The organism is Chryseobacterium sp. UNC8MFCol (assembly GCF_000482305.1).
Lineage (GTDB): Bacteria > Bacteroidota > Bacteroidia > Flavobacteriales > Weeksellaceae > Chryseobacterium > Chryseobacterium indologenes.
In genome coordinates, this window is sequence record NZ_KI535291.1 from 211,420 (window position 1) to 237,193 (window position 25,774).

At 36.3% G+C, this 25,774-nt stretch carries 18 protein-coding genes and 3 tRNA genes; 14 read left to right on the top strand and 7 right to left on the bottom strand.

The annotated features are described in order from the left end of the window. Positions 1 to 53 precede the first annotated feature (53 nt). The 3 genes from M030_RS0118740 to M030_RS0118750 all read right to left on the bottom strand — a co-directional run bounded on the left by M030_RS0118740 (position 54) and on the right by M030_RS0118750 (position 346). Positions 54 to 127: transfer RNA gene (locus M030_RS0118740), tRNA-Arg, on the bottom strand. Positions 128 to 172: 45 nt separating this feature from the next. Then, a tRNA-Pro gene (locus M030_RS0118745) sits at positions 173 to 247 on the bottom strand. A gap of 14 nt (positions 248 to 261) precedes the next feature. Beyond that, positions 262 to 346, bottom strand: a tRNA-Ser gene (locus M030_RS0118750). 135 nt (positions 347 to 481) lie between these two features. On the opposite strand from M030_RS0118750, the gene M030_RS0118755 reads away from it, so the two are divergent. The 4 genes from M030_RS0118755 to M030_RS0118770 all read left to right on the top strand — a co-directional run bounded on the left by M030_RS0118755 (position 482) and on the right by M030_RS0118770 (position 5,068). Next, positions 482 to 1,507: an N-acetylmuramoyl-L-alanine amidase gene (locus tag M030_RS0118755; protein ID WP_027374897.1), complete on the top strand. Its 1,026-nt coding sequence runs from the start codon at positions 482 to 484 to the stop codon at positions 1,505 to 1,507. A 72-nt stretch (positions 1,508 to 1,579) separates the two neighbouring features. After that, on the top strand, positions 1,580 to 2,980 hold the full coding sequence (gene aspA / locus M030_RS0118760; RefSeq protein ID WP_027374898.1) for an aspartate ammonia-lyase: 1,401 nt from the start codon (positions 1,580 to 1,582) through the stop codon (positions 2,978 to 2,980). Positions 2,981 to 3,053: 73 nt separating this feature from the next. Further along, complete coding sequence (locus tag M030_RS0118765; protein ID WP_027374899.1) at positions 3,054 to 3,908, top strand: glycosyltransferase; 855 nt, start codon at positions 3,054 to 3,056, stop codon at positions 3,906 to 3,908. A 110-nt stretch (positions 3,909 to 4,018) separates the two neighbouring features. Continuing rightward, positions 4,019 to 5,068 carry a hypothetical protein gene (locus tag M030_RS0118770; protein ID WP_027374900.1) on the top strand — a complete coding sequence of 350 codons (1,050 nt, stop codon included), beginning with the start codon at positions 4,019 to 4,021 and terminating at the stop codon, positions 5,066 to 5,068. Positions 5,069 to 5,096: 28 nt separating this feature from the next. Here the strand turns inward: M030_RS0118770 and M030_RS0118775 are convergent, their stop codons facing one another. From M030_RS0118775 to M030_RS0118785, 3 genes are all read right to left on the bottom strand, one after another. Next, complete coding sequence (locus tag M030_RS0118775; RefSeq protein WP_027374901.1) at positions 5,097 to 6,572, bottom strand: lipopolysaccharide biosynthesis protein; 1,476 nt, start codon at positions 6,570 to 6,572, stop codon at positions 5,097 to 5,099. A 9-nt stretch (positions 6,573 to 6,581) separates the two neighbouring features. Further along, positions 6,582 to 7,376, bottom strand: coding sequence for an FkbM family methyltransferase (locus M030_RS0118780; protein WP_027374902.1), 795 nt, complete (start codon positions 7,374 to 7,376; stop codon positions 6,582 to 6,584). Between the two features lie 223 nt (positions 7,377 to 7,599). After that, positions 7,600 to 8,265 (bottom strand): DUF2461 domain-containing protein, encoded by a 666-nt coding sequence (locus tag M030_RS0118785; RefSeq protein ID WP_027374903.1) that lies wholly within the window; start codon positions 8,263 to 8,265, stop codon positions 7,600 to 7,602. A 423-nt stretch (positions 8,266 to 8,688) separates the two neighbouring features. Here M030_RS0118785 and M030_RS0118795 point away from each other — a divergent pair, with 423 nt between their 5' ends. The 10 genes from M030_RS0118795 (at position 8,689) to M030_RS0118840 (ending at position 24,380) form a co-directional block, all read left to right on the top strand. Then, positions 8,689 to 10,380 (top strand): DEAD/DEAH box helicase, encoded by a 1,692-nt coding sequence (locus tag M030_RS0118795; protein WP_027374905.1) that lies wholly within the window; start codon positions 8,689 to 8,691, stop codon positions 10,378 to 10,380. A 151-nt stretch (positions 10,381 to 10,531) separates the two neighbouring features. Next, the gene (locus M030_RS0118800; RefSeq protein WP_027374906.1) at positions 10,532 to 11,170 is read left to right on the top strand and encodes a DUF47 domain-containing protein; all 639 of its coding nucleotides are present in this window, start codon (positions 10,532 to 10,534) and stop codon (positions 11,168 to 11,170) included. 13 nt (positions 11,171 to 11,183) lie between these two features. Then, entirely contained in the window at positions 11,184 to 12,326 is a 1,143-nt protein-coding gene (locus M030_RS0118805) for an inorganic phosphate transporter (RefSeq protein WP_027374907.1), read from the top strand. Positions 12,327 to 12,752: 426 nt separating this feature from the next. Continuing rightward, entirely contained in the window at positions 12,753 to 13,238 is a 486-nt protein-coding gene (locus M030_RS0118810; protein ID WP_027374908.1) for a hypothetical protein, read from the top strand. Positions 13,239 to 13,346: 108 nt separating this feature from the next. Further along, the gene (locus M030_RS24525) at positions 13,347 to 20,231 is read left to right on the top strand and encodes an RHS repeat-associated core domain-containing protein (protein ID WP_185097403.1); all 6,885 of its coding nucleotides are present in this window, start codon (positions 13,347 to 13,349) and stop codon (positions 20,229 to 20,231) included. A 7-nt stretch (positions 20,232 to 20,238) separates the two neighbouring features. Beyond that, positions 20,239 to 20,778 (top strand): hypothetical protein, encoded by a 540-nt coding sequence (locus tag M030_RS0118820; protein WP_027374909.1) that lies wholly within the window; start codon positions 20,239 to 20,241, stop codon positions 20,776 to 20,778. A 315-nt stretch (positions 20,779 to 21,093) separates the two neighbouring features. Next, the gene (locus tag M030_RS0118825) at positions 21,094 to 22,065 is read left to right on the top strand and encodes a polyprenyl synthetase family protein (RefSeq protein ID WP_027374910.1); all 972 of its coding nucleotides are present in this window, start codon (positions 21,094 to 21,096) and stop codon (positions 22,063 to 22,065) included. Positions 22,066 to 22,141: 76 nt separating this feature from the next. Further along, complete coding sequence (locus M030_RS0118830) at positions 22,142 to 23,092, top strand: GSCFA domain-containing protein (protein ID WP_027374911.1); 951 nt, start codon at positions 22,142 to 22,144, stop codon at positions 23,090 to 23,092. Further along, the gene (locus M030_RS0118835) at positions 23,093 to 23,614 is read left to right on the top strand and encodes a DUF4269 domain-containing protein (RefSeq protein ID WP_027374912.1); all 522 of its coding nucleotides are present in this window, start codon (positions 23,093 to 23,095) and stop codon (positions 23,612 to 23,614) included. A 4-nt stretch (positions 23,615 to 23,618) separates the two neighbouring features. Continuing rightward, positions 23,619 to 24,380, top strand: a complete 762-nt coding sequence (locus tag M030_RS0118840) for a TatD family hydrolase (protein ID WP_027374913.1) — start codon at positions 23,619 to 23,621, stop codon at positions 24,378 to 24,380. A 59-nt stretch (positions 24,381 to 24,439) separates the two neighbouring features. Here the strand turns inward: M030_RS0118840 and M030_RS0118845 are convergent, their stop codons facing one another. Continuing rightward, positions 24,440 to 25,750, bottom strand: coding sequence for a DEAD/DEAH box helicase (locus tag M030_RS0118845; RefSeq protein WP_027374914.1), 1,311 nt, complete (start codon positions 25,748 to 25,750; stop codon positions 24,440 to 24,442). Positions 25,751 to 25,774 lie beyond the last annotated feature (24 nt).

The following is a 25,774-nucleotide window of genomic DNA, read 5'->3' on the forward strand; positions in this document are numbered from 1 at the left end:
ATGAAACGAATATAAAACAAAAAATCTCACCATAGAAATGATGAGATTTTTTGTGAGCGCGAAAGGATTCGAACCTTTGACCGTCTGCTTAGAAGGCAGATGCTCTATCCAGCTGAGCTACGCACCCTTAGAAGTTGATTCTCGCTTAGTTAAATAAGCGCATTAAAAAAAGTCGGGGCGGCAGGATTCGAACCTGCGACCTCCTGGTCCCAAACCAGGCGCGATGACCGGACTACGCTACGCCCCGAAATATATAGAGTGCGGAGGGTAAGGGATTCGAACCCTTGCGACACTTTCGCGTCGACAGTTTAGCAAACTGCTCCATTAACCACTCTGGCAACCCTCCTTTTTGTTTATTTTTTAATGATCGTTGTTCCGTTATTGCGAGTGCAAATATAGAATAGATTTCTTTATTTACCAAATAAAATTCAAGAAAAATTTGTGTATTTTTGAGGTAATAAATCATTCAAAAACCAAACTGATGCGTAAGACATTATATATCATCGGATTAAGCACATTCGTTTTTTCGTGTACTTCCCAACAAAATGTAAAAAAAAATACATACAAACCGAAAACCCCCGTGGTACAGCCAAAACCGGTCGTTAAAACACAGACTCCCGAAGTCAATAAACCCAAAGTTGTCTCGGAGCATGGAGTAGATTTTTTTACGACTAATATAGCAGACCCAACAAAAAATGACAATACCGCAAGTTATGGTTCAATCGTAACGGCAAAACCTATAGGGTATAAAGTAGTGAAAACCTATTTTCCGGCTATTGCACAAAACTTCAGACAGCGTTATCTGATTTTACATTACACCGCACTTCCTGATGATAAATCGGTTATGGTTCTTACCCAGCAAGCGGTAAGTTCACATTACCTGGTAAACAATACCGGTGATAACGAGATTTATCAGCTTGTAGATGAAAACAAACGTTCTTATCATGCCGGTGTAAGCTCCTGGAGAAATGATAAAAACCTTAATGATACCTCCATCGGAATTGAAATTGTAAATGCAGGCTATTCTACAGATGCCAGCGGTAAAAGAATATTTGCACCTTTCAGTGATGAGCAGATAAGAAAAGTAGCTGCATTGGCAAAGGATATTGCGACAAGGTATCAGATCCCGGCAACAAATGTTTTGGCACATGCTGATATTGCACCGACAAGGAAACAGGATCCAGGGCCAATGTTCCCATGGAAGAGACTATACGACCAGTATCAGCTGGGAATGTGGTATGATGAAGCTGCCAAACAAACTTATTTTGATCTTGCGGAGGAAGAGTTACCTGCCAGATACAATGATTCTTCATTTATCTTCCTTATCCAGACGGCATTGCAGAAATTCGGATATGGGATAGAACCGAGTGGGAAATGGGATGATGCTACGAAGAAGACTATTGAAGCTTTCCAGTATCATTACCGTCCGCAAAATTATGATGGAATTATGGATGCCGAAACATGGGCAATACTTCAATCTTTAAACCAAAAATATCCGGTAAAATAAATCAAATTAAAACGCATCGTTTAGATGCGTTTTTGCTACCTTTATGCCATCAAAAACAGTAAAATATCTGTAATGGAAAATTTCAGAAAAGAAAGTGATCTTTTAGGGGAACTGAACGTTCCAATAGACGCTTATTATGGGGTGCAGACGCAAAGAGCGATCAACAATTTTAAAATTTCGGGGCAGCTGTTGTCTTCATACCCGGATTTTATCAAAGGGTTGGCTTTTGTAAAAAAAGCTGCCGCAAAAACAAACTATGAATTGGGGCTTCTTGATGAGAACCTTTATTTTAAAATAGCAGAAGCTTGTGACGAGCTTATTGCCGGAAAATATCACGAACAGTTTCCGGTAGATATGATCCAGGGTGGGGCAGGTACTTCAATCAATATGAATGCGAATGAAGTTATTGCCAATATCGTATTAGAAAAACTAGGAAAAAATAAAGGAGAATACGAATTCTGCTCACCTAACGACCATATCAATCTTTCACAGTCAACCAATGATGCATATCCTACTGCGATCAAAATGGGACTATTGCAGATGAATATCGGTTTAGTGGAAAGACTTGAAAAAATCGTAGATGCATTCCGTGCCAAAGGAGTGGAGTTTCAGGATGTCATAAAAATGGGACGTACTCAGCTTCAGGATGCTGTTCCGATGACATTGGGGCAGGAATTTGAAGCTTATGCAGCTACTTTAGAAGAAGATATTTCTAAATTAAATAATAATGCAAGCCTGTTTGTAGAAGTAAATATGGGAGCAACAGCCATCGGTACAGGATTGAATGCTCCGGTAGGCTATGCGACTCTTTGTGCGAAAAACTTAGCCCAGATTACAGGTTTTCCTATTATTTCCGCACCGGATTTAGTGGAAGCTACGCCTGATACAGGATCTTATGTGATCTATTCTTCAGCAACAAAACGTCTTGCCGTAAAACTATCCAAAATCTGTAATGATTTGAGATTACTTTCTTCAGGACCAAGAGCAGGTCTTTTTGAGATTAACCTTCCTCCGATGCAGCCGGGATCTTCCATCATGCCAGGGAAAGTAAACCCCGTAATTCCTGAAGTGGTCAACCAGGTTTGTTTTAAAGTCATCGGAAATGACCTTACCGTGACTTTTGCTGCAGAAGCAGGACAGTTGCAGCTTAACGTAATGGAGCCGGTACTTTCTCATGCAATCATGGAAAATATCAATTTCCTTTGCAATGCTCTGGATACCCTGCGTGATAAATGTGTAGTAGGAATTACTGCCAACAAAGAAGTGTGCCTGAATATGGTAAAACACAGTATTGGTATTGTAACAGCCCTTAATCCTTACATCGGCTATAAAAAATCGACAGAGATTGCCAAAGAGGCCCTGGAAACAGGAAAAAGCGTTTACAATCTTGTATTGGAAAAAGGAGTTCTTTCTCAGGAAAAACTGGATGAAATTCTGGATCCTAAAAATATGCTGAAACCGCATAATAAGTAATATAAAACAATAAGTGATAAATGAAAGGTTACTATCATTTATCACTTATCATTCACCATTTATAAATTAATTCGTGAGGTTTTTAATCATAATTCCGGCCCATAATGAAGAACAGAACCTCTCATTTACTCTGGATTCTTTATTACAACAAACCTGTAAAGATTTTAAAGTAATCGTTGTCAATGACGGTTCTACAGATAAGACTTCCGAAGTAATCAGGAAATATACCGGGACTGATTTTCGTTTCGAAACGATGAATCTGCAAAAATCTGAGCACCAACCCGGCTCAAAGGTTGTACATGCCTTTAAAAACGGATTGCAGACCCAAGTTTTGGATAACTTTGACGTCATCTGTAAATTTGATGCAGATATTATCTTACCTGAAAATTATTTGGAAACAGTAGCAGACACCTTTGTAAAAAATCCTGAGTACGGACTTGTAGGAGGATTGTTGTATGTAGAGAAGGGCGGAAGCTGGATATATGAAGGAAATTCTAATAAACATCATGTAAGAGGCCCCATGAAAGCTTACAGAAAGGAGTGTTTTGTGCAGATGGGCGGCTTAAGAGAAACGCTGGGATGGGATAATATTGATGCCATTCTACTTGAGAATCTCGGTTGGAAAGAAGTAGTCTTACCGGAACTTCATGTAAAATTAATTAAAGTAAAAGGAGCGGACTATACCATAAGGCCTGCAGATTATTACGGCAGGTATTTTTATTTCTTAGGATTAAACCGGTTCCTTGCTTATATTGCTTCTTCGAAAGAGGCGATGAAAAGTAAATCCCCTTCATTCTTTTTTGATATTGTCAGATCTTATGAAAGCTGCCGGTCAAAAAAACTGGAACTGAAGATTACAAAAGAAGAACAGAAAGTAATCAACGACCAGCGCTGGAAAATGTTGAAGAAGAAGTGGCTGAAGATGTGATGACGATGATCAAGGAATACTATAAGCATCAATAAAAATGATCGTTTGTTTCATAAATCAAAAACTAAGTCGAAATTAGCCGGAATAAAGATTTTAATCTCAATTAATCAGTGAAGAAAATAGCTTACATAGAAATAGACACTCATGCTGAGATCGCACAGGCTTTCATGAATATTATGAAAGGTGCCGGAGACTTTGATGTAGACTATTATTTTTCAAAAAAAATTAAAGATCAGGTCAGTCACAAAGATGAGCCTGTATTTTTATCTGACAGTTCTATGATTTTGGATCAATTGAAAGGCAAAAACTATGATCTGGTGATTGTAGGTACGGTTCATCGTTTTTTCAATACCTTTTTAGCAATTACAAAAAAATACAATACTGCTGTTATTACCCATAATCTTAATTTTAGCAAAACCTCAAAATGGGATCTTACAAAAAGTATTTTTAAAGGAGATATCATTTACAGGTTAAAATTATTGTTGAAAGAAGGCTTGTTTTATTCTTCAGCGGTATACCGGAAATCTGCTTCCCGTTTGGTGCTGGATGAAGCATTAAGCTCAGACAGATATCAATTTCTTCCCATTTTTTATACAAAAGATTTTGAGAAGCCCAAAAATAAAAAACCGGTTATTGTTATTCCGGGAGGGGTTTCCCAGAAGAGGAGGGATTATCATTATATTTTTAAAACAATTCAGGAATTAAAACCGGATGCGTATGGTGAATTTGTATTTCTGGGAAAGGCAAAAGGCAACGAATTGAAACAATTGAAGAGCCTTTCTGAAAAAGCGCCGGAAAATATTGTGATCACCTGCTTTTCTGAAAGAGTTTCCTCACAAGAATTTGAAAAATGGATGCAGAAAGCTGATGTTCTTTGGTGTCCCATCCAACAGGAAACAGAATTTTTCAGTGTCAATGAAACATACGGTGTGACCAAAATGACAGGAAATCTTGGAGATGCGATCGGATACGGCAAACTTGCTGTATTCCCTAAAAACTATCCTTCAACGCTGGAGTTTATCATTCCTGAAAAAGAAAACATTTTTGACCAGCTTGAAGAGCTTTCGAAAAAGACATATGATTTTCAGAAAAATTACAGTAAAGCACAGGTTCAGAAAAAACTGAAACAGGTTTTAGACCAATTTATTTCCTCTGATTAAGGCAAAAAATCAGCCTTTCATTTCCTTTTTAAAATTTAAAAATACTCTTAATAAATCTCATGTTGAGGTAATCTTCCAGCGGGAATATCTTTGTGAAGTAATTTCCGATGTAGATCAGCAGCAAAACAACTGAAGGTTTGTATATCATATTGATCAGGTTGCTGCTAAAATTCGGAAGTACGATCGCAACGGTAATCGCTAAGGTACAGATGATCGAAACAAAGATCATTTCAATACTCAAAGGAGAAACCTTGAATACAATGTAATTGAAAACAATTTTGATAATATTGTAGATCGATAATGAAATAGCAGTAGACAAAGCGATTCCGATAAGCTTTAATGGGGTATTCTTGATGAAGTAATAGTTTAACCCAATCGTTAATCCGGCTAATAAAAGCATCACCAGGATATTGAAACGGTAGTATTTTGAGAGTGAGATGATATTCCCGTTGAAGCCGGTGGCAAGATCTATCAGAACCGCAGATCCCCAGATCCAGACTACAGGCTCATATTCTCTCAGCATCGTTCCGTTTTTCGGCATAAATTGCGTCAGATAAGGAAATCCAACCATGATACATGAGAATAATACAGCTCCCAAAAAGTATAATGATAAAGATGTTTTTTTGTGGAATCTGTCAAGTTCTTCCATATCTCCGTCAGCAAGGGTCTTGTTAATAATAGGAGCGGAAATATTAAATAATCCAAGTTGTGGGATAGAGATCAGGGAAATCAGGGCGTATAGCACAGAATAGATTCCTACCTCTTCCATTCCCATAAACTCTCCGATCATAAAACTGTTGATAGCCAGATAATTTCCGAAAGTCCCCAGGAATCCAAAAAAGCTGTAATTGAAAAATTCTTTCCAGAAATTATTCTTTTTGAAGTAATCGGTATTAAAATCCAGCTGTATCTTTTCAAGCTTATTGGTGTAATAAATATATCCGAAAAGCATCAGGGTAAATATTCCGAAAAAGAAAGCAAAGGCTATTTTCTGTGATAACGCAAAATAATAAAAAAGGCAAAATGCCCCGAGGTTAGCTATTTTCGGAAACAGATTGTCAAAAATATTGGAAACAACAATTCTTTTATAGTTCGAAGTATACTTGTTAAAAATAGCGCAGAAAGAAAGAATTAAAATTAATGGAAGAATCATTTCTTTGATCTTCCATGCTTCTGAATGTTTGAATTTAGGGTAAAAATAAGGCAGGATAAAAAAAACAGCCGTGAAGATCAGAAAATTGATAAAAACGGTCAGCAATGACAGCGACAGCATATTTTGTTTCTTACCGTCCTTTTCTACCGTATGAAAGAATTTTACGTTAGAATAAGAGATTCCCAATACCACAAAGGGTACCAGCATTTCAGCAGTAGGAAGGATATAGCGAAGTTTTCCATAAAATTCAAAATCATTCGGGAAAATGAAAATTGCGGAAACTGTGCCCAGCAAAAAACCAATATAGCCGATAATGGAATATTTGAAGCCTTGTCTCGCTACTACACTCATAAAGTTATTTTAAGGGTTTCTAGGTATAAAAATAATATTGTTGATGTACTGAGTTTTATTTTTTTCGTCGTTTGTATTTTGTGATATGATTTCCTCCGTAAGTGTTTCCAGGGTGAAGCTGTTCCTGTTAAGGTATTTCGCCTCATATCCCCAGCTTTTTACTTCAGATATCTCGTTCCATATAGGTGTTTGGTGGTGTCTTTGTTCCATTTCAACCATTAAGGTAGGAAGGAACTGTCTTATGGTTTCCCTGGCTCCGGAAAGGGTCTTGATCTCATTTCCTTCAACATCAATTTTAATAAAATCAAGTCTGTTGAAATGCTCCAAAGCTGCCCAGTCATCGAGTTTAATCACCTTTACTTGCTCGGTGTAGCTTTTTTCTTCACCTTTTTCTTTGTAAGAAGTGTTTAAGGTCCCACGGGATGCAATTGTTTTTCCATTGATGACAGGAACTTTAAATTCGGCCATCATATTTTCGTCAGAAAGGGCCAAAGGAAGTACATGCATGGAAGGAAATAATCTTTTTAATCGCAAGAATAGCTTTTTATTAGGCTCAAAAGCGTAAATATGCTCATGATCCAGCTTGTTTTCCAATTGATAAAGAAAGGTTCCTACATTCGCACCAATATCAAGTATTACAGCATTTTTGGGAAGGTACTCTTTGATCCATACCAGTTCCGGTTCTACATTGCGTGCCGAAAAATTATCCTTATTAAGATTATTTAAACTTTTAAAGTATCTTTTTTTATAAAAACTCGGACTTATATATTGTAGGTTTTCTGCAATTTTTTGGTATAAAGACATCCTTGACTTTTTGACGAACAGCAAAGATAAACAAAAATGTAAAATATATCTTAAAAAATGTTAAATATAAAATACTGATAGTCAGTAAGTAGTGTATGTGAGTTATTTCTGAGAGATATGAGTTTTGACAGGTTAGAGGTTTTATTCTGCTCTATGATAGTTTCTTCACAGGGTCTGAAACAAGCAGTAATGATAAGGTGTATACCTAAAAGCTTATGTAATGTCAAAGAAAAGGAGTGTTGAGGAAATCATTAAATGGTTTCATGAGTTTAAATATCTTTGACATTTTGCCGGCGGCATTTTTATCCAGGACCTCTTCGTCCTTAAGATGATAAAGAACAATAAAATTTTTAAGTTTCAGATATTCTCCCATCGGATCTTCTTTTTCAAAACCCTGAGGTATCTTTTTCAGCTTATCCTGCTGATCAAGTTCAGGAAAATGTTTTTTAAAATCTTTCTGATTTAAAATGTTGAGAAAGTCATTTCCGTACAAAGATATTTCCTTGCGTACTTCTTTCAGTACCGAAGGTTCAGGCATGTAAATTCCTCCGGCCAAAAAAGATTTGCCGGGTTCCATATGAAGGTAATAGCCTCCTTTCTGACTTCCTTTTCCCATTCCCAGGGAAGCCCCGAAATTGGTTTTATAAGGACTTTTATCTTTTGAAAACCTGGTATCTCTGTAAATTCTGAATAGTGCTTTTTTACTGTCAATTTTTGCAAGCTCTGCATCGAATGATGACATTTCTTTAAGCAGATCATCCAGAAAACTGATCACATTTCCCTGAGATTCTGTGTAGAGGTTTTTGTTTTCATTGAACCATTCTCTATTATTATTTTTGTTTAATTTTTTTAAAAAACCGAATGTATCGGGAGAAATACTTGCTGACATAATTTTGTGTAGTGTTTTTGTGGGTGGATGGTTATCTGGTTGCTCTTTGTGAGTTGCTTGTTACTGCCTGTTATTTGTGGCAGGTTAATGATGTTGGTAAAACAGCTGTTTTTCATTTTCAACGTTCAATTTTACACTTTTCCAAAAAATCAAAGCCTGTAAAAGGGTATTTTAAATGGAATAATCCGCGTTCTGTGGTTTTATTTTTAAAAGTTCATACATAATACATAAAAAATTAATCCAATTTAATAAAAAAAAATAATATTTAATAATACCTTAATGTAAGGGTGTTTTTTTTGGATTTAATTTTCCAAAAATTAAAAAAATAGTAAAAGATTCTGAATTTAAGTTTGTATATTTAAAACTTTGTTCAAAAACAAGTCAAATATTTATTGTATCTTTGCAAAAATTTTAAAATAGTTAATGAATTTATTTACGGAAACCAATTTAAGTCCTGATATCCTTAAGGCAATTGGCGAACTGGGTTACGAAAGCCCAACAGAAATCCAAAAACAGACTATCCCTTTTATTCTTTCAGATATTCGCGATTTGATCGCACTTGCGCAAACAGGGACAGGCAAGACAGCAGCGTTTTCGCTTCCGATTTTGGATATGATTGACGATACGAGTCGCAAAATCCAATTATTGGTGCTTTGTCCGACACGGGAATTATGTCTTCAGATTTCGAAGGACATAAAGAATTACTCTAAGTACATGAAAGACATCAAAACTACAGCAGTTTATGGTGGAAGCAGTATTGTAGATCAGATGAGATCTTTGAAGGATAAGCCACAGATTATTGTGGGAACTCCTGGTAGAGTAATTGATCTTATCAACAGAAAAGCATTAGACTTTTCTGCTATTCATTGGTTGGTATTAGATGAAGCCGATGAAATGCTTTCTATGGGATTCAAAGACGAATTGGAAACCATTCTGAGCGAAACTCCGGAAACTAAACAGACTTTCTTATTCTCGGCTACGATGAATAAAGAAGTGGAAAGAATTTCCAAAAACTATCTTACCAAGCCACACCGTATTTCAGTAGGTTCTATCAACGAAGTGAAGAAGAACATTACTCACGAATACTACGTGGTAGGTTACCGCCAGAAAAAAGAAGCGTTGAAGAGATTGATCGATGCTAATCCTAACCAGTATTCTATTATCTTCTGTAGAACGAGAATGGAAACTCAGGAGGTAGCTGATTTCCTGATGCAGAACGGTTATGCTGCTGATGCTCTTCACGGAGACCTTTCTCAGGCGCAGAGAGATACGGTGATGAAGAAATTCAGATTAAAAAACATTGATATTCTTGTAGCAACAGACGTTGCAGCAAGAGGTCTGGATGTAAACTCTCTGACTCACGTGATCCATTTCTCTTTACCTGATGATCCTGAAGTATTCGTTCACAGAAGCGGAAGAACAGGTAGAGCAGGGAAGGACGGTATTTCTATGGCTTTAATCAAGCCGGAAGAAAGCAGAAAGCTGAAGCAGATTAAATCTGCTACAAAGATTGAAATTAACGAAAGATTTATTCCTACCGGTGAAGATATTATCAAAGCTCAGGTAGGTGGTGTTTTTGAAAAATTATTCACAGAGCACGAAGATCTTTTCGAATTTGATGATAGCTTAATTCCTGATTTGAGCAACTTCACAAAAGAAGAATTGGTACACCAGTTGCTGCAGTTCCAATTGAAAGATCTTGCTTTATATTACAAAGATAAGCATGACCTTGCTGAGCAGAAACTGAGCAGCAGAGATGACGATTACTCAAGAAGAGACCGTGGCCGTGACAGAGATAGGGACAGAGGTCGCGACAGAGATCGTGGAAGAGACAGAGACCGTGGCGGAAAACCAAGAAGAAAAGATGAAAACATGGTAAGATTCTTCTTCAACCTTGGGAAAAAAGACCATTTGAAAAAACTCGATGTTTTAGATATTATCAACAAAGCTACCGCTGGTGGAAAAACCAAGAAAAGAGCTGAAATCGGTGATATTGAAATTTTAGAGAAATTCTCTTTCTTCGAAGTTGAAAAATCATTCAAAGACAATGTCCTTAGCAATATTCAGTCCATGAAATTCAAAGGAAAAGATATGAGGGCTGAAGTGGCAAACTAACCCTTGTGTAAACCATATAAAACCGGCAGTAATGTCGGTTTTTTTATTTGATAATCAGAAGGTAAGCGAATGTTAACAAAACTTAATGTTATATAGTTTCGTGGGCGGTCCTTTTTTAGGAAATTTGCACACGAATTATAAATACTAAAAAATGGGAATTGGTAATATTTTCCACGCTTTTCAACCAAAAGATAAAATCTTCTTTGTACTTTTTGAAAAAGTAACTGAAAATCTAGTTGCAATGTCTGAAGAATTCAATACAGGAATTAAAGATTTCGATCTTAATGATGATTCTATGTTGAAGAAAATGAGCGACTTCGAACATAAAAATGATGAACTTACGCATGAGATTTTTGTAGAATTAGGAAAAAACTTCATTACTCCTTTTGACCGTGAAGACATTCACACCTTGGCAACAGGATTAGATGATATCGCTGATTATATCTACGCTTCTACAAAATATATTTTCTTATACAAATCGCCGGAGATGAAGGCGTATTCCGACTTCTCTTTACTGATCCACAAAGCATGTCTTGAAATTCAGAATGCCATGAAAAACCTTAAAGGTTTCAAAAATATGGAGCAGGTGAAAGAAGCTTGTATCAAAGTAAATTCTATTGAAAACATTGCAGACGATTTACTTTCCAATTCAATGGTGGAACTATTTGAAACCAACGATGCAATCAATATCATCAAAGTTTCATCTGTATTGAACTATCTTGAAATTGTAACTGATAAGGCAGAAGATGTTGCCAATACCATTGAGAACATCATGATTAAATACGCATAATACATCGCAAAAAATGGAATTTCCTATTTTACTTGTAGTTATTATTGCGCTGGCATTAATCTTCGATTACATCAATGGTTTTCATGATGCAGCCAACTCAATTGCAACTATTGTTTCTACAAAAGTTTTAACTCCATTCCAGGCCGTACTATGGGCAGCCCTATGGAACTTTGCAGCATTCTTTATTGCTGCTTATATTATTGGAGAATTCAAAATCGGTAATACAATTGCCAAAACAGTTAATGAGAATTTTATCACCCTTGAAGTCATATTTTCCGGTCTGGTGGCAGCAATTGCCTGGAACCTGTTGACATGGTGGTTCGGAATTCCTTCATCATCCTCACATACATTGATCGGTGGATTCTTGGGAGCAGCATTAATGCATGCTTTCATGATGGATTACCATGAGGTGGCAGCAGCACAGCCGGCTCTTGGTTTCTGGGATACGGCTAAAGAAGCTTTCAACCAGGTGACTCACCAGAGTGTCGTGAAGTTTGATAAAGTGATTCCTATCTTCTTATTCATTTTCATGGCTCCGATTATAGGGATGATTATCTCAATCATCATCACTCTTATCATTGTACACCTTTATAAAAGATCAAACCCTCACAAAGCTGATAAGTCCTTCAAAAGATTACAGCTGGCTTCTTCCGCTTTGTTTAGCTTGGGACACGGTCTGAATGATGCTCAGAAAGTAATGGGGATCATTGGGGCAGCGGTTATTTATTATCACGTTAATATGCTTCAGGATACCCAGTATTTGAACATCCCTTCAGCAGAACGTTTTGATTACTTTGCCCAACACTATATTTGGGTTCCTCTCGTTTCATTTATTGCAATCGCTTTAGGAACAATGAGTGGAGGATGGAAAATCATTAAAACAATGGGGACCAAGATTACTAAAGTAACCTCATTGGAAGGGGTAAGTGCAGAAACTGCAGGAGCTATCACCTTATTCATTACAGACCATTTCGGTATTCCTGTATCTACAACACATACGATTACAGGTTCTATTATCGGGGTAGGATTGACAAAAAGAATATCGGCAGTGAGATGGGGGATTACAGTAAGCCTTCTTTGGGCCTGGGTACTGACAATTCCGATTTCAGCTATTGTAGCGGGAGTTACTTATCTTATTGTAACCTTCCTTTTCTAAGATAAAAATTGAAATAAACATATAAACTTTGTCCGTTTGGGCAAAGTTTTTTGTTTCTATAAATGAATGTAGTTGGATAAGACAAATGCTATTTCAATGTGAGTTAGGATTTGTTTTAAAAAAATATGTTTACTTAAAAATGTTTTTGTTGTTTTAAAAAATAATAGCTTTTTTAACTGTAATTTATATTTTTTTCCAAGAGATATTTTTTTAAAAATTAATAATAAGATGAAGAGATCAGATATTTACACTAGTTTTTTTATTATATTTGAAATTAGAATTACAATTGATTAAAGATTTCTTTAATGTTTGTGATTTCAAAAAAAAACTAGTGGAAGAAAAGCAAAATACTTAGATCTTAATCTAAAAAACTTTAAGATTTAAAGCTATAAGTTAAGTGCTTTTACTCCATCAAAATAACCATCTATGAAAACAAAACTCCTTTCAATGTTCTCTCTATTGATAGGTTTTCTCGGCTATTCACAAACTGAAGTCTATTTTAAATATGATGAAGCTGGAAACCAACGATACAGAGGAACAAACAGTACCGGGAAAAAATCGGAAGAAACTGTACCAAAAGAGATTAAACTACAGGAGCTGTTAAAACCGCAAACAGTTACCCAACAATCTTCAACCATTGATGAGAAAGCCTTCTGGAAACAGATCAGGCTTTATCCTGTTCCGGTAAATGACTATTTGACCATAGACTGGACGGAAGAAGTTGATAATCTGATTGAATCTGTCTCATTGTATCAACATAGTACTGTTCACTGGAAATTCCAGCAGCAGAATACACCAGGATTAAATCGTCAGGTGAAAATCAATATGACAGGCTATGACTGGGGCGTTTACATACTACGCTTTACATTAAAAGACGGAAGAGTTTTTAGTAGAAATATTACCAAACGATAAGAGTAATATTCAAGAATTGGGACATTGAAGATTAAAAATATTCTTTTTCTCTATTCAATACTATTTCTACAACCTATCAATTATCACTTATAAAATAATTATATGAATATGAAATTTATTTCATCTTTTATACTATCCTTATGTTCTGTGGCGGGATTTTCGCAAACCATACTTTATCAGGCAGAAACTACATCCCGAACAGTTCAGGATCCGCAGAGTATAATATTTGCACAAGGTTTTTCTGCTAAATCAAGCAGCTCTAATCCATTTATTGCTAAGATTGGGCCATCGACTGACAACCCAGGCGGTGGGCCAGCAGATTCAAATGCTGGCGCTAATAATCCAAGTGGTACCAGTGCGCCACAAGGCCAAAGCTTTCATGATACGAAAGGAAATATTGATGTCAATGTATCGGGACAGCTACAATTTACCGTACCAGTTGCTTTACCTCCGGGAGTAAAAAGCGTAGCCCCACAAATTAACCTGGTGTATACAAGTGGCTCTGGAAATGGGATTGCCGGATATGGCTGGAACTTAGCCGGAATCACATCGATAGCCAGAATCGGAAAAACCGTTGAAAAAGACGGAGAACTTAAAGGGATTCAGTTAGATTATTCCGATTATTACACCTTCAATGGTCAAAGATTAATCTTAAAGTCAGGTGAATATGGAAAAGACGATGCTGAATATGTGACAGAAAGGTTTTCAAATGCCAGAATAAAATCAAAAGGAGCCATTAGTGGGCAGGCATGGCAAGGACCTGAATATTGGGAAGTGACTTTTGAAGATGGATCTCAAGCCTGGTATGGGGCCGTAGCTTCAGGAACAAGCCAGGCAAGAACCCCGATAGAATATAATATCGTAAAATGGAAAGATAGCAAAGGAAACTACATTACTTATAACTATACTCAAAGTAGTAATACAGCTGCTATTAACACCATCCAATGGGGCGGAAATGAAACACTGGGGAAAGCTCATTACAATCAGATTAACTTTTACTACGCTCCCAGAAATATCCAGGAATCATCTTATGTGAAAGGGGTGCCATTCTTACAGAGTAAAATATTAACTACAGTAAGAGTTAACGCAGGGAGTAGTACCTTCAAAAGCTATTCTATGAACTATTCCGTGGAAACTGTCAATAGTGATCCCAATAACAGGGTTAACTATCAGTTTGTAAAAAGTGTAACGGAAGGTAACAGTATAGGAGATGCAGCCAATCCGGTTACCTTTACTGCAAAACCATTAACCACCACGAGCAGTGAAAGTAATTTTGCTGATTACAATAATATTGTGACGACCGGAGATTATAATGGAGATGGATTGGTTGATTTTATCGTAATGCAGCCTGCTCAGAGTGGCAGACCTGATGGATATTATATTTATTTCGATGCTATCAACAGCAGCAGTCCTTCTTTTGTTTATTTGGGCGCTTCAACCACTTTTTGGCCTAGCAGCAGTTTCACCACTTTTAATATAAAATCAGCAGACAATTATATTAAAACGAAACAAGGGCTTATTATTTCCAAAGCAAACTCAAGCTCTAATCCTCCGTCTACAGGAAATATAGAATTAAAATACTACTCTATAAAAAGTGACGCTTCTGTTTTAAATACTTATAATAATCCTCTTGTTTTAGAATATTCTAAAACGATAGCCAACAATACCTATGAGTTTGGTAATGGTATATATCTGCCTGATCCGGATCCTGAGTATGAATATGGAAGTAACAAATCAAGTCTTATCACTTTAAAAGAAGCAGATATCGATTCTGATGGAATGTCTGAACTTGTAATGGGAATACAAGATAGTAAATGCAAATATGTTGTGATTGTTCCAGATCCGCCTAAAGGAAGATGGCAATGCAAAACAGTTGGGCATAGATATGTAGTTGTAGATAATGATGATATAAAAAACAATACAATCCATATTATCCCCGGTACTACACCTAAAGATATTCTCAGTAAAGGGGGAATTATGGATTTTGACAACGATGGAACACAGGATGTTGTTTTTGTAGAGGCTACCGGTGGAAATACGGATGTAACTTTTTTTACCAAAGAATACATGAACGAGAATGGTTCATCTACTACTAGAACAGTTAATACCCCATTAAACAGTGTTCGACAATATGAACTGAAAAAGCAAAACAATACCTATGTTCTCAATCTGAAAAATTTACATACCGTAAAAGGATTGATAGATGGGCTACAATTTGGAGATCTGAATGGGGACAGAAATATTGAAATGCTTCTGCCTTTGCATGAGAATGCAACCAACGATATCTATATGACAGGATGGTCTATCTATTTAAATACCGGCCTGTCTTTATCTGAAAGTGTTCAGGGACTAATGTATTACAAAAAGGTATCTCAGAACCCTACCTCTCTTGTCAACTATTCTCAACCGGGATTGATTGATCTGGATAATGATGGGAAAAGTGACCTTGTCAATTCTACAATAATATTTGCAGCTAATAATAATCAGTTGTCTACATGGTCTATTGACAATTATGCAGAACCGTATTATAATGCTGCAGATACAGAATTTAAATGGCGTTTCACCAGGAAACGTATTTATTATTCGCAGCGAGCTAAAGTAGTTGTAAACCCGCTATTTGGTGATTTCAGAGTGAATAATAAATCATCTAAAATATTATTTTTATTGAAGAGTGTTGATAATGGAGAAAGAAAACTGATCAGTTACCAACATTATAATCTCAATGCTGATAAAAATATTTCAGGTATCTTTCAGGGTGGTATTCAGTATGATATTGATTATAAAGAACTTGATCCTGTCATCAATCCCAATATATATTCTCCGGTAAAAAAGGAACTTTATCCGTACATGGAAATGGATAGATTATCTCAGATGTATGGGGTAAGTCAGATCAGGATGTCAGGCAGGAAGCAGGATTTCAGATACAGAGGATATATTGCTCATTTACAGGGGAAAGGTATAGTAGGCTTCCGTCAGACAGCCCGCTCTTCCTGGTATGCTGATGGGCTTGAAAATACCAAAGTATGGACAGGAAAAGAGATTGATCCTTTAAATGACGGGGTTCCGCTAAAAGAATGGTCAATCAGAACTAATAATGAAAATATGATTTTCCCGGGAGATATCTCTGAGAATAATTCGCAATTATTAAGTTTTAAATTTACACAATATCAAATCGATAAATTGCTGAACGGACAGGTTGTCACTTCCATACCTAATGCTGATAAACCGAAAATTGTTACAGCACTGCTACCAAAAGAGATTAAAACCAAGGATTTTTTAACAGGCATCACCAATGTGAATAATATCACTTATGGAGAATATTACCTTCCGTCAAAAAGCATTTACAATGTTAACAATGGTTATGGTATTACTACGTCTACTTTTGAGTATATTCATAATCCATCTGGAATTGGAGCTGATTATTATATTGGTCTTCCCAAGTCTAAAACTGACATAGGACAGGCCTATGGAGATAACAAATCTGCAAAGGAAGAATACACATACGAAAACAACTTATTGAAAACCCAAAAAACATGGAACAGAGATAATTCCGGATATATACTGGATACCTACATTTATGATGGGTTTGGAAATGTTATTCAAAGAATCATCACAAATAGCATAGATTCTCAGAGCCAGACTACGCAGGCAGAATATGATAACAAAGGTAGATTCGTCGTTAAAAAAATTGATAATCTCGGATTGCAGACCAACATTACTTATAATGATTGGGGGCAAATTTTAACCCAAACTGATCCTCTCAATAATACCCTTATCAACACCTATGATCCATGGGGTAAGCTTGTGAAGGCTAAAACCAATTTACTGGGTACAACAACATATCAATATGAAAAAGATTATTTTACCAATTTGATTATTACACAATATGATCCAAGTGGAAATATTTCAAAGAAATACACCAATACACTTGGTCAGGAAATAACTTCTTCAACCAAAGCTTTTGGACAGGGATACTTTGTTTTAAAAGCTACGCAATATGATATTTTAGGAAGAAAATCAAAGGAATCAGAACCCTTTTTCGAAGGGCAGGGGGTAAGTGATTGGAATATCATAGAGTATGACGATACTTTTTTCCCGGCTAAAATAAAGGCTACTTCTTTTACAGGGAAACAAATGGAGACCAGCGTTTCAGGGTTAACTACTACAGTGAAAGAACTGAACGGATATGGTAGGGTGACAACTAAAACTGCGGACGCCTTGGGAAATATCTTAACAACTACCGATAAGGGAGGAACCGTTACATTTTCCTATAATGCTGCAGGAGAACAGATAAAGGCTCAATATGCCGAAAATATCGTGACTACGAAGTATGATGCATGGGGAAACAAATCGGAATTTAATGATCCTTCCAATGGGTTGTATCAATATGAATATGGAGGATTCGGACAACCAAAGAAATTTATCAGCCCAAAAGGTACCAAGGAGTATGCTTATAATAATTTAGGACAGCTAATTAATAAAAAAGAAATTTCTACCGTCGATGGTGGGCAGGCAACCAATAAAACTATTTCTTATTCATATAATGACAAAGGAAAACTGATTTCCAAATCCGGAACTTCCAAAGGAAAGGCATTTGGTTACAATGTTTCTTATGATCCCCAGGGGAGAATTTTATCTTCTTCGGAAAGCAGTAATGGTAAGTATTTTATCCAGAAAGGCATGACCTACGATGATAAAGGAAGAATAGTTTCTTATGAAAAACAGGTATACTCTTCCGGTACTCTTACCAAAGTGAACATAGAAAATGTATACAGTACATGGAATGGTGAGCTTTATCAGGTCAAAGATAAAAACTCAGGGAAAATCCTTTGGCAGCTTGATGAAGTCAATGTAAAGGGACAAATATCGAAAGCTAAATTAGGATCGACGCAGATTAACAATACTTACGATACTAACGGTTTCTTAGTTGGTATCAACCATTCTTCCCAAATAAAGCCGGGCATTCTACAGCTTTCCTATTCATTCGATGCCATCAGAAATGAATTGAAGAGCAGAACAACAGGAGGCGACTTTAATATTGTTGAGACTTTCGATTATGATGATAACAATAGATTAGTCAACTGGACAGATCCTGTAACAGGAGTAAAACCTGCGGCTTACAGAAATGTTTATGATGTTAAGGGGAGAATCATCCAAAATGATCAGGTCGGGACGATTAAGTTTGAGAATTCTGCCAAAATTTATCAGGCAACAGGAATGACCTTAAATGCTGCCGGAACTCAAAATTACAATAATGATCTCATTCAGACTATTGTTTATAATGAAAATAATGATCCTGTCTTCATTGATGGAGAAAAGGGCGATGTTGCCTTCCAATATGGATTAACAGCAATGAGGCAGAGGGTTACTTACGGAGGAAACTTCGCTGCAGAAGCTGATGGTAAATTTACCAAATTCTATAATGAAGACGGAAGCTATGAAATCATTACTGACAATACGACAGGAAAAGAAAAACATATACTGTATATTGGTGGGAATCCTTATGAAAGCAATATTATCTTTGTGAAGAATTATACGGAGGCTAACGGATCTTATAAATTTTTGCATAAAGATTATTTGGGAAGTATCTTAGCGGTGAGTGATGAAGCAGGAAATAAGCTTGAACAAAGACATTTTGATGCATGGGGGAACTTCACTCATTTACAAATAGGAAACGGAGCGATTATCACAGATAAAGCTTCCATCCTCAGCCAGTCGAATGATCTTATGATTGATCGTGGGTATACCAGCCATGAACATTTTGGAGAAGTAGGAATTATTCACATGAATGGAAGATTATATGATCCGTTATTAAGAAGATTTTTAAATGCCGATGAGAATATTCAGGATCCTACCAATACCCAAAATTATAATAAATACGGATATGTGATGAATAATCCACTGATGTATAACGATCCGAATGGAGAATTTGTTTTTGCTATTTTTGCAGCCTTGCCTGTCTTTTGGGGAACAGTTGCTACAGCAGCCGTTATAGGGGCGGCAATAGGAGCCGTTTCTTACATCATTAGTGCTTCTTTTTCCAGCAACTGGAGTTGGGGCGGATTCTTGAAATCCATTACCTTCGGAGCAATAAGCGGAGCCGTGACAGCAGGAATAGGAGGAATTTTTACTACTGCAGCAAGTGGATATACCGCCGCTACACAGTTTGCTGGGACGACGTTAGGTGTTTTAGCACAAGCGGGAGCGCATGCGGTAGCTCAGGGTGCCTTATCTTTAATGCAGGGATATAATTTCGGACAAGCATTTTTATCAGGTGCTTTAGGAAGTTTGGGAGCAAGTGCTTTTGGAGCTATCGCCAAAGGAGCTGCTGGTTCTGCTGTAGGGCAGATCAGTTTCGGAGCTTTAGCAGGAGGTGTAGGTTCAGCTTTATCAGGAGGGAATTTCTGGCAGGGAGCTCTGATTGGAGGAACTGTAGCAGGGCTGAATCATGCGCTGCATACAATGGCTGCAATGTCAGAGTATAAAGAAAAACTAAACCAATTTTTAATAGATAATAAAGTAAATCCAAAAGATAAGGCAAATCAAACAACTTTAAATGCCTATAAGACCATATTTAAAGAATATTGGGATAATAGTGCACAATGGGCAGAATTTGCTGACGCCAATACAATTGCCGAATGGGAAAAAGGTGATAATGCAAAACTAACGATTACAGCAAGAGGTACTTTGAACTCTGGTGGAAAAGATTCTGCATGGGGAATTACAAATGCGGAAGGAAAAGTTATATTGGCTCCTGGACTGACTTCAAAGTCTAATTATAAACTGGCCACAGTATTTATACATGAAATGAGGCACTCTATTGATTATGTTTCAGGATTCTATAAAACATTTTGGCAGCTTTCTAGCATTACTGATATTATGGAATATAGAGCCTATTTTGAAGAATATAAATGGACAGGAGTTATGGATTCAACAGGTCTTGATCATAAAGTGAAAATGGGTTTTGTACCATCATTTTTGCTTATTAAATAAATATAAAATGAAAAGAACTTGTATATTGATTGCAATATGTATTTACAGTTTTTATTTGTCTCAGATAAAGGTAAATACTAGAAGTGATCTGGAAATTATTTTACTAGATTCCAGTGTGTCAATGCAAAGATATTTGGACGGAGCTAGCCCCTACACATATAAAATCATTAATCATACAGATGATAATTATATTATAGATCCTCAGGGATTTATTGGTAAAACATATGTGTACGAGAATAATGAATTGTATGATGTTCCAGAAAAAATGATCCCGAAAGGCTATTATTCAAGAGATCTGGAAGATTGCAAAGCCGATTTATTATTGGTAAATAAAAAAGATTCTTTGATAGTGCAGCTTGACATTTTAAATATAAATTTTTACTATAAGATCAAAAAAACGGAAAAATATGATTTAGAAATTCAATCTAGGCATAATGAATATACTGCAACTCTATTAGGTTGTTCAAAATATATAAAAGATCTTAAACGTAAAGGGTATAAAATTTTTGATGACAAAATCAATATTAAAATACCATTAAAATCTTAAAAGTGATTATCAAAGTTCTTAAAATGAAACTTGATTTTGTCACACAAATGATCAGATATTCAAAGCTAATACACTAAAATAGCATTACAGTGAATTATCTTGATAAATACCAAGCCATCTTATGTTTATCATAAGATGGCTTTTAATATATTATACATACCATTGGTTTTGTTCTATGATTAATCTATAAAAAAATAATTTATCATAGTCATTCATTGCTTCCAGAAAAATTAGGCAACTTTTACCAAAAAGAGTCTGCATTTTTATTTTCCTAACTTTTTAAAAATCGTATTTTTGTTCAAATTATAAGATTTTATGGAATTTTTAGACAGATACCAGCAGCTTGTTGGGGAGGCCATCAATAAGTACACTTTTAAAGATAAGCCAGCGGAACTATATGAACCGATGAATTACATTATTTCCCACGGAGGAAAACGTCTTCGTCCCATTATGGTACTGATGGCTTGTGATTTGTTTGGCGGCGACCTTAAAGAGGCTATAAAGCCCGCGTTGGCAATTGAGTTTTTCCATAACTTCACGCTGATCCATGATGATATTATGGACGAAGCCCCCCTAAGAAGAAATAAACCTACCATCCATACTTTACACGGAATCAATGTGGGAATCCTTTCAGGAGACGGATTGATGTTGAAAGCATATAAATTCTTTGAAGATCTGGAACCTGAAATTTTCAAGGCATGTATCAGGATTTTCACTCATACAGGTCTTTTATTGTGTGAAGGGCAGCAATATGATATCAATTTTGAAACTCAGAAAGATGTAACTTTTGATGACTATATCAGAATGATTACTTACAAAACAGGAGTTTTAAGCGCCTCTTCTTTTGAAATCGGAGCCTTGATCGCAAGAGCAGATTTTAAAGATGCAAAAGCCATCTTCAACTTCGGAAAACATATCGGAATCGCCTTCCAGATCATGGATGACTATCTTGACGTTTTCGGAGATCAGGCACAGTTTGGAAAGAAACATGCAGGAGATATCTACGAAAATAAAAAAACGGTTTTGTACCTGCTGGCAAGAGAACATGCTACAGAAGAAGAAAGAAAAGAGCTGGATTACTGGTATTCAAAGAAAACTGAAAATATTGACAAGGTATATGGCGTTGAAAAGATCTTCAGAAGAACGAAAGTAGATGAAAAAGCACTTCGCCTTATCGAAAAACATAACGAAATAGGACAAAGCTATCTTCAGAAAATCGATATTCCGGAAGAAAAGAAAAAACCGTTTATCGAACTGGCAAATTATTTGTTGAGAAGAGAAAGTTAATAGAGGGAGCAGAAGGCATGCAGCAGGTAACAGCAATTTACCTGCAGCGTGTTTCCTGCAATCTAATACCTGTACAATGAAATTCAGAACAGAAGTTGATATTCCGGCATCAGAAAAGAAAATTGAGATTGAAGATAAAATATTTTCAGTAGGTTCCTGTTTTGCTTCCGAAATGACCGACCTGTTACAGCAAGGTCAGCTTCAGACACTTAATAATCCTTTTGGAACCATTTTTAACCCGTTTTCAATTCATAATGAAGTCAGGATACTTCACGACTCAGCATTTTATGAGGAGGAAGATTTAATCACTTATCATGATCAATACATCTCTCTCGATCACCATACAAGCTTTGATACCCGATATATTCACCAGACCTTAGATAAGATTAATGGGGCTATTGAAGCAGGTAACGCTTTCCTGCAGGAAGCTGATTGGGTGATTGTAACCTACGGAAGTTCGTTTATCTACGAATTTCTCCCCCAAAAAAAACTCGTTGCAAACTGTCATAAAATTCCACAGAAGTTTTTTGAAAAGAGATTGCTGACCCATCAGGAACTTACCGCCGCCATTTATAATACCATTCTGGATCTGAAGGATATTTGTAAAGAAGGAGTTCAGATTTTATTTACCGTATCACCTGTACGCCATACCAAAGATGGCATGGTTGAAAATCAACTCAGTAAGTCTAAGCTGATTACAGCCATCCACGAGTCTATTTCGATGTTTGAAGATTGCCAATATCTGCCGGTGTATGAAATATTGATGGATGATCTGCGGGATTACCGCTTTTATAAAGAAGATATGATTCATCCCAGTACACAGGCGGTTAATTATACTTTCGATAAATTCGGGGATGCTTATTTTTCAAATGATACCAAAGATTTTATCAAAGAAAATTTTAAAATCATGAGGGCGCTGGAACATAAAACAAATGATAAAAAAGATCCGAAATTTATTGAATTCAGAGAAAAACTGGATCAAAGGATTGAAAAGCAACGCGAAAAGGTAAAGCATAAAATATTTTAAATGATCGATTTTACCAGGATTAACTATTTGAGAAATGGTAATGAACGACAGAAAAGAGCGCTTGAAGTTCTTACAAAATATAAAGTTTTAGAAAAATTAAAACCATACTCTCCATTACTGACAGGTACAGTTCCTATACAAATTGATATTGAAAGCAGCGATCTCGATGTCATTTGTGAAGTAGATCTCAGATTTGAAAAAGAATTTTTGGAAGATATAGTACCCTTACTACCGTCCGGTACCGATATGAAAGTGGAAAACACGGTCATAAATGGAGAAAAAAGTATCGTTATAAACTTTATGCTGGAAGAATTTCCGATTGAAATTTTTGGACAGAATAAACCTTCTGAGCAACAGAATGCATACCGGCACATGATCGCCGAGTACAAAATACTACAGGAGAAAGGAGAAGAATTTAAACAAAAAATAATAGAACTTAAAAAACAGGGCATAAAGACCGAACCTGCCTTCGGAATACTGATGAATCTTGAAAACCCGTATGAAGATCTGTTAAAACTATAAAAAAATGATTGATACACATACCCACCTCTATGCCGAAGAATTTGATGCGGACCGAAAGGAAGCCATCCAGAGAGCTTTAGACAAAGGAATTACAGAATTTTATCTTCCTGCCATCGATTCCGAATCACACGAAAAGATGTTACAGCTGGAAACCGAATATCCGGGACAGATTTTTTCAATGATGGGATTACATCCATGCTATGTAAAACCGGAATCCTGGGAAAAGGAACTGGAAATTGTTAAAAATTATCTCGATCAAAGGCAGTTTCCGGCCATAGGAGAAATAGGAATTGATTTGTATTGGGATCAGTCGACTTTAGATATACAGGTGAAGGCTTTCGAACAACAGATCGATTGGGCTATAGAAATGGATCTTCCCATTGTCATCCACACGAGAGAAAGTTTTGATGAAACATTTGAAGTATTGGAACGAAAAAAACATCCCCAGTTAAGAGGTATTTTTCATTGTTTTTCAGGAAACCTTGAGCAGGCAAAACATGCCATTGATCTGAATTTTATTTTAGGCATAGGTGGAGTAGTCACTTTTAAAAACGGGAAAATTGATCAGTTTTTACAAGAAATCCCTTTAGATAAAATTGTATTGGAAACAGACTCTCCTTATCTGGCTCCCGTTCCGCACAGAGGCAAGAGAAATGAAAGCGCTTACCTCGATCTCGTCGCCGGGAAACTTGTGAATATCTACGGAAAAGATTTTTCTGAGATAGACAGGATAACGACAGAGAATGCCCGGAATCTTTTTAAATAAACTCCACGAAGATTGATCATCAAAATAAAACCCTTTTCAGATCTGAAAAGGGTTTGTCTTTATTTTTTTCTTGTGAAATTTTTGTTTTTAGGCTTTTTAAATCCTACGGAAGCGGCTGTAGAAGGTTTCTTTTTCCTGTTTCCATTACTTTTAGGCGCTCTTGAAGGTTGTTTTGGTCCCTGCGATTCCCCACCTGAACGTACAGGTTTGTTATTGGAATCTCTTTTCTCAGCAACAAGGTCATCAGTATGGAAAGGGTGGTCTTTTATGATAGGAATTTTCTTTCCGATAAGCTTCTCCGTATTTTTTAAATTTAACAGGTCAAGACCATCCACAAAAGAGATTGAAGTCCCTTCAGCTCCGGCTCTTCCTGTTCTTCCGATTCTGTGTACATACGTTTCGGAAACATCTGAAAGTTCAAAATTGATCACGAATTTCAGCTCATCAATATCCATTCCCCTTGCAGCAATATCTGTAGCTACCAGAACTCTGGTTTTCCCGGATTTGAAATTATTCAGTGCATTTTGTCTTGCATTCTGAGATTTATTACCGTGTATCGCCTCTGCCGAGATATTATCCTTTTGAAGTTTTCTCGCGATTTTATCTGCACCGTGCTTTGTTCTTGCAAATACAAGTACAGAATCAGCGATATCATTTTTCAGGATGTGAGAAAGCAGATTCAGCTTATTTTCACGTTCCACGAAATAAACAGATTGTTTGATGGTATCTGCAGTAGAAGAAACCGGTGTTACTTCTACTTTTACAGGATTATTAAGGATAGAATTAGCCAGTTTCTGAATTTCTCCGGGCATAGTTGCAGAAAAGAATAACGTTTGTCTTCTCTGTGGTAAAAGCTTGATGATTCTTTTTACATCATGTACAAAGCCCATATCAAGCATTCTGTCCGCTTCATCAAGAACAAATATCTCAAGGTTTTTAAGGCTGATGATTCCCTGAGCAATAAAGTCAAGAAGCCTTCCAGGCGTTGCTACCAGAATATCAACCCCTTTTTTCAGGGCAGCTTCCTGGTTGCCTTGCTTTACGCCTCCAAAAATAACAAGTTGTTTTAAAGGAAGATATTTTCCGTATGCATTAATGTTTTCTTCAATCTGAATAGCTAATTCTCGCGTAGGAGTAAGAATTAAAGCTTTTATATGATTGTTTGAAATTTTATTTTTTGATAAATTCTGTAATATAGGAATAGAAAAGGCTGCTGTTTTACCTGTTCCGGTCTGAGCACACCCTAAAAAATCTCTCCCTTGTAAAATATCAGGAATAGATCTTTCCTGGATAGGGGTAGGAGTAGTATATCCTTGTTCCTTGATTGCCTTGGCAATAGGTTCTATTAAGTTTAAGTCTGTAAAATTCAAATGAATTATTTTAAAATTTAAATA

What these genes read in the sequence shown, in the direction of transcription:
- M030_RS0118755 (WP_027374897.1), top strand. Translation starts at nt 482, where the DNA reads ATGCGTAAGACATTATATATCATCGGATTAAGCACATTCGTTTTTTCG.
- aspA (WP_027374898.1), top strand. Translation starts at nt 1,580, where the DNA reads ATGGAAAATTTCAGAAAAGAAAGTGATCTTTTAGGGGAACTGAACGTT.
- M030_RS0118775 (WP_027374901.1), bottom strand. Translation starts at nt 6,572, where the DNA reads ATGAGTGTAGTAGCGAGACAAGGCTTCAAATATTCCATTATCGGCTAT.
- M030_RS0118780 (WP_027374902.1), bottom strand. Translation starts at nt 7,376, where the DNA reads ATGTCTTTATACCAAAAAATTGCAGAAAACCTACAATATATAAGTCCG.
- M030_RS0118785 (WP_027374903.1), bottom strand. Translation starts at nt 8,265, where the DNA reads ATGTCAGCAAGTATTTCTCCCGATACATTCGGTTTTTTAAAAAAATTA.
- M030_RS0118795 (WP_027374905.1), top strand. Translation starts at nt 8,689, where the DNA reads ATGAATTTATTTACGGAAACCAATTTAAGTCCTGATATCCTTAAGGCA.
- M030_RS0118800 (WP_027374906.1), top strand. Translation starts at nt 10,532, where the DNA reads ATGGGAATTGGTAATATTTTCCACGCTTTTCAACCAAAAGATAAAATC.
- M030_RS0118805 (WP_027374907.1), top strand. Translation starts at nt 11,184, where the DNA reads ATGGAATTTCCTATTTTACTTGTAGTTATTATTGCGCTGGCATTAATC.
- M030_RS0118810 (WP_027374908.1), top strand. Translation starts at nt 12,753, where the DNA reads ATGAAAACAAAACTCCTTTCAATGTTCTCTCTATTGATAGGTTTTCTC.
- M030_RS24525 (WP_185097403.1), top strand. Translation starts at nt 13,347, where the DNA reads ATGAAATTTATTTCATCTTTTATACTATCCTTATGTTCTGTGGCGGGA.
- M030_RS0118820 (WP_027374909.1), top strand. Translation starts at nt 20,239, where the DNA reads ATGAAAAGAACTTGTATATTGATTGCAATATGTATTTACAGTTTTTAT.
- M030_RS0118825 (WP_027374910.1), top strand. Translation starts at nt 21,094, where the DNA reads ATGGAATTTTTAGACAGATACCAGCAGCTTGTTGGGGAGGCCATCAAT.
- M030_RS0118830 (WP_027374911.1), top strand. Translation starts at nt 22,142, where the DNA reads ATGAAATTCAGAACAGAAGTTGATATTCCGGCATCAGAAAAGAAAATT.
- M030_RS0118835 (WP_027374912.1), top strand. Translation starts at nt 23,093, where the DNA reads ATGATCGATTTTACCAGGATTAACTATTTGAGAAATGGTAATGAACGA.
- M030_RS0118840 (WP_027374913.1), top strand. Translation starts at nt 23,619, where the DNA reads ATGATTGATACACATACCCACCTCTATGCCGAAGAATTTGATGCGGAC.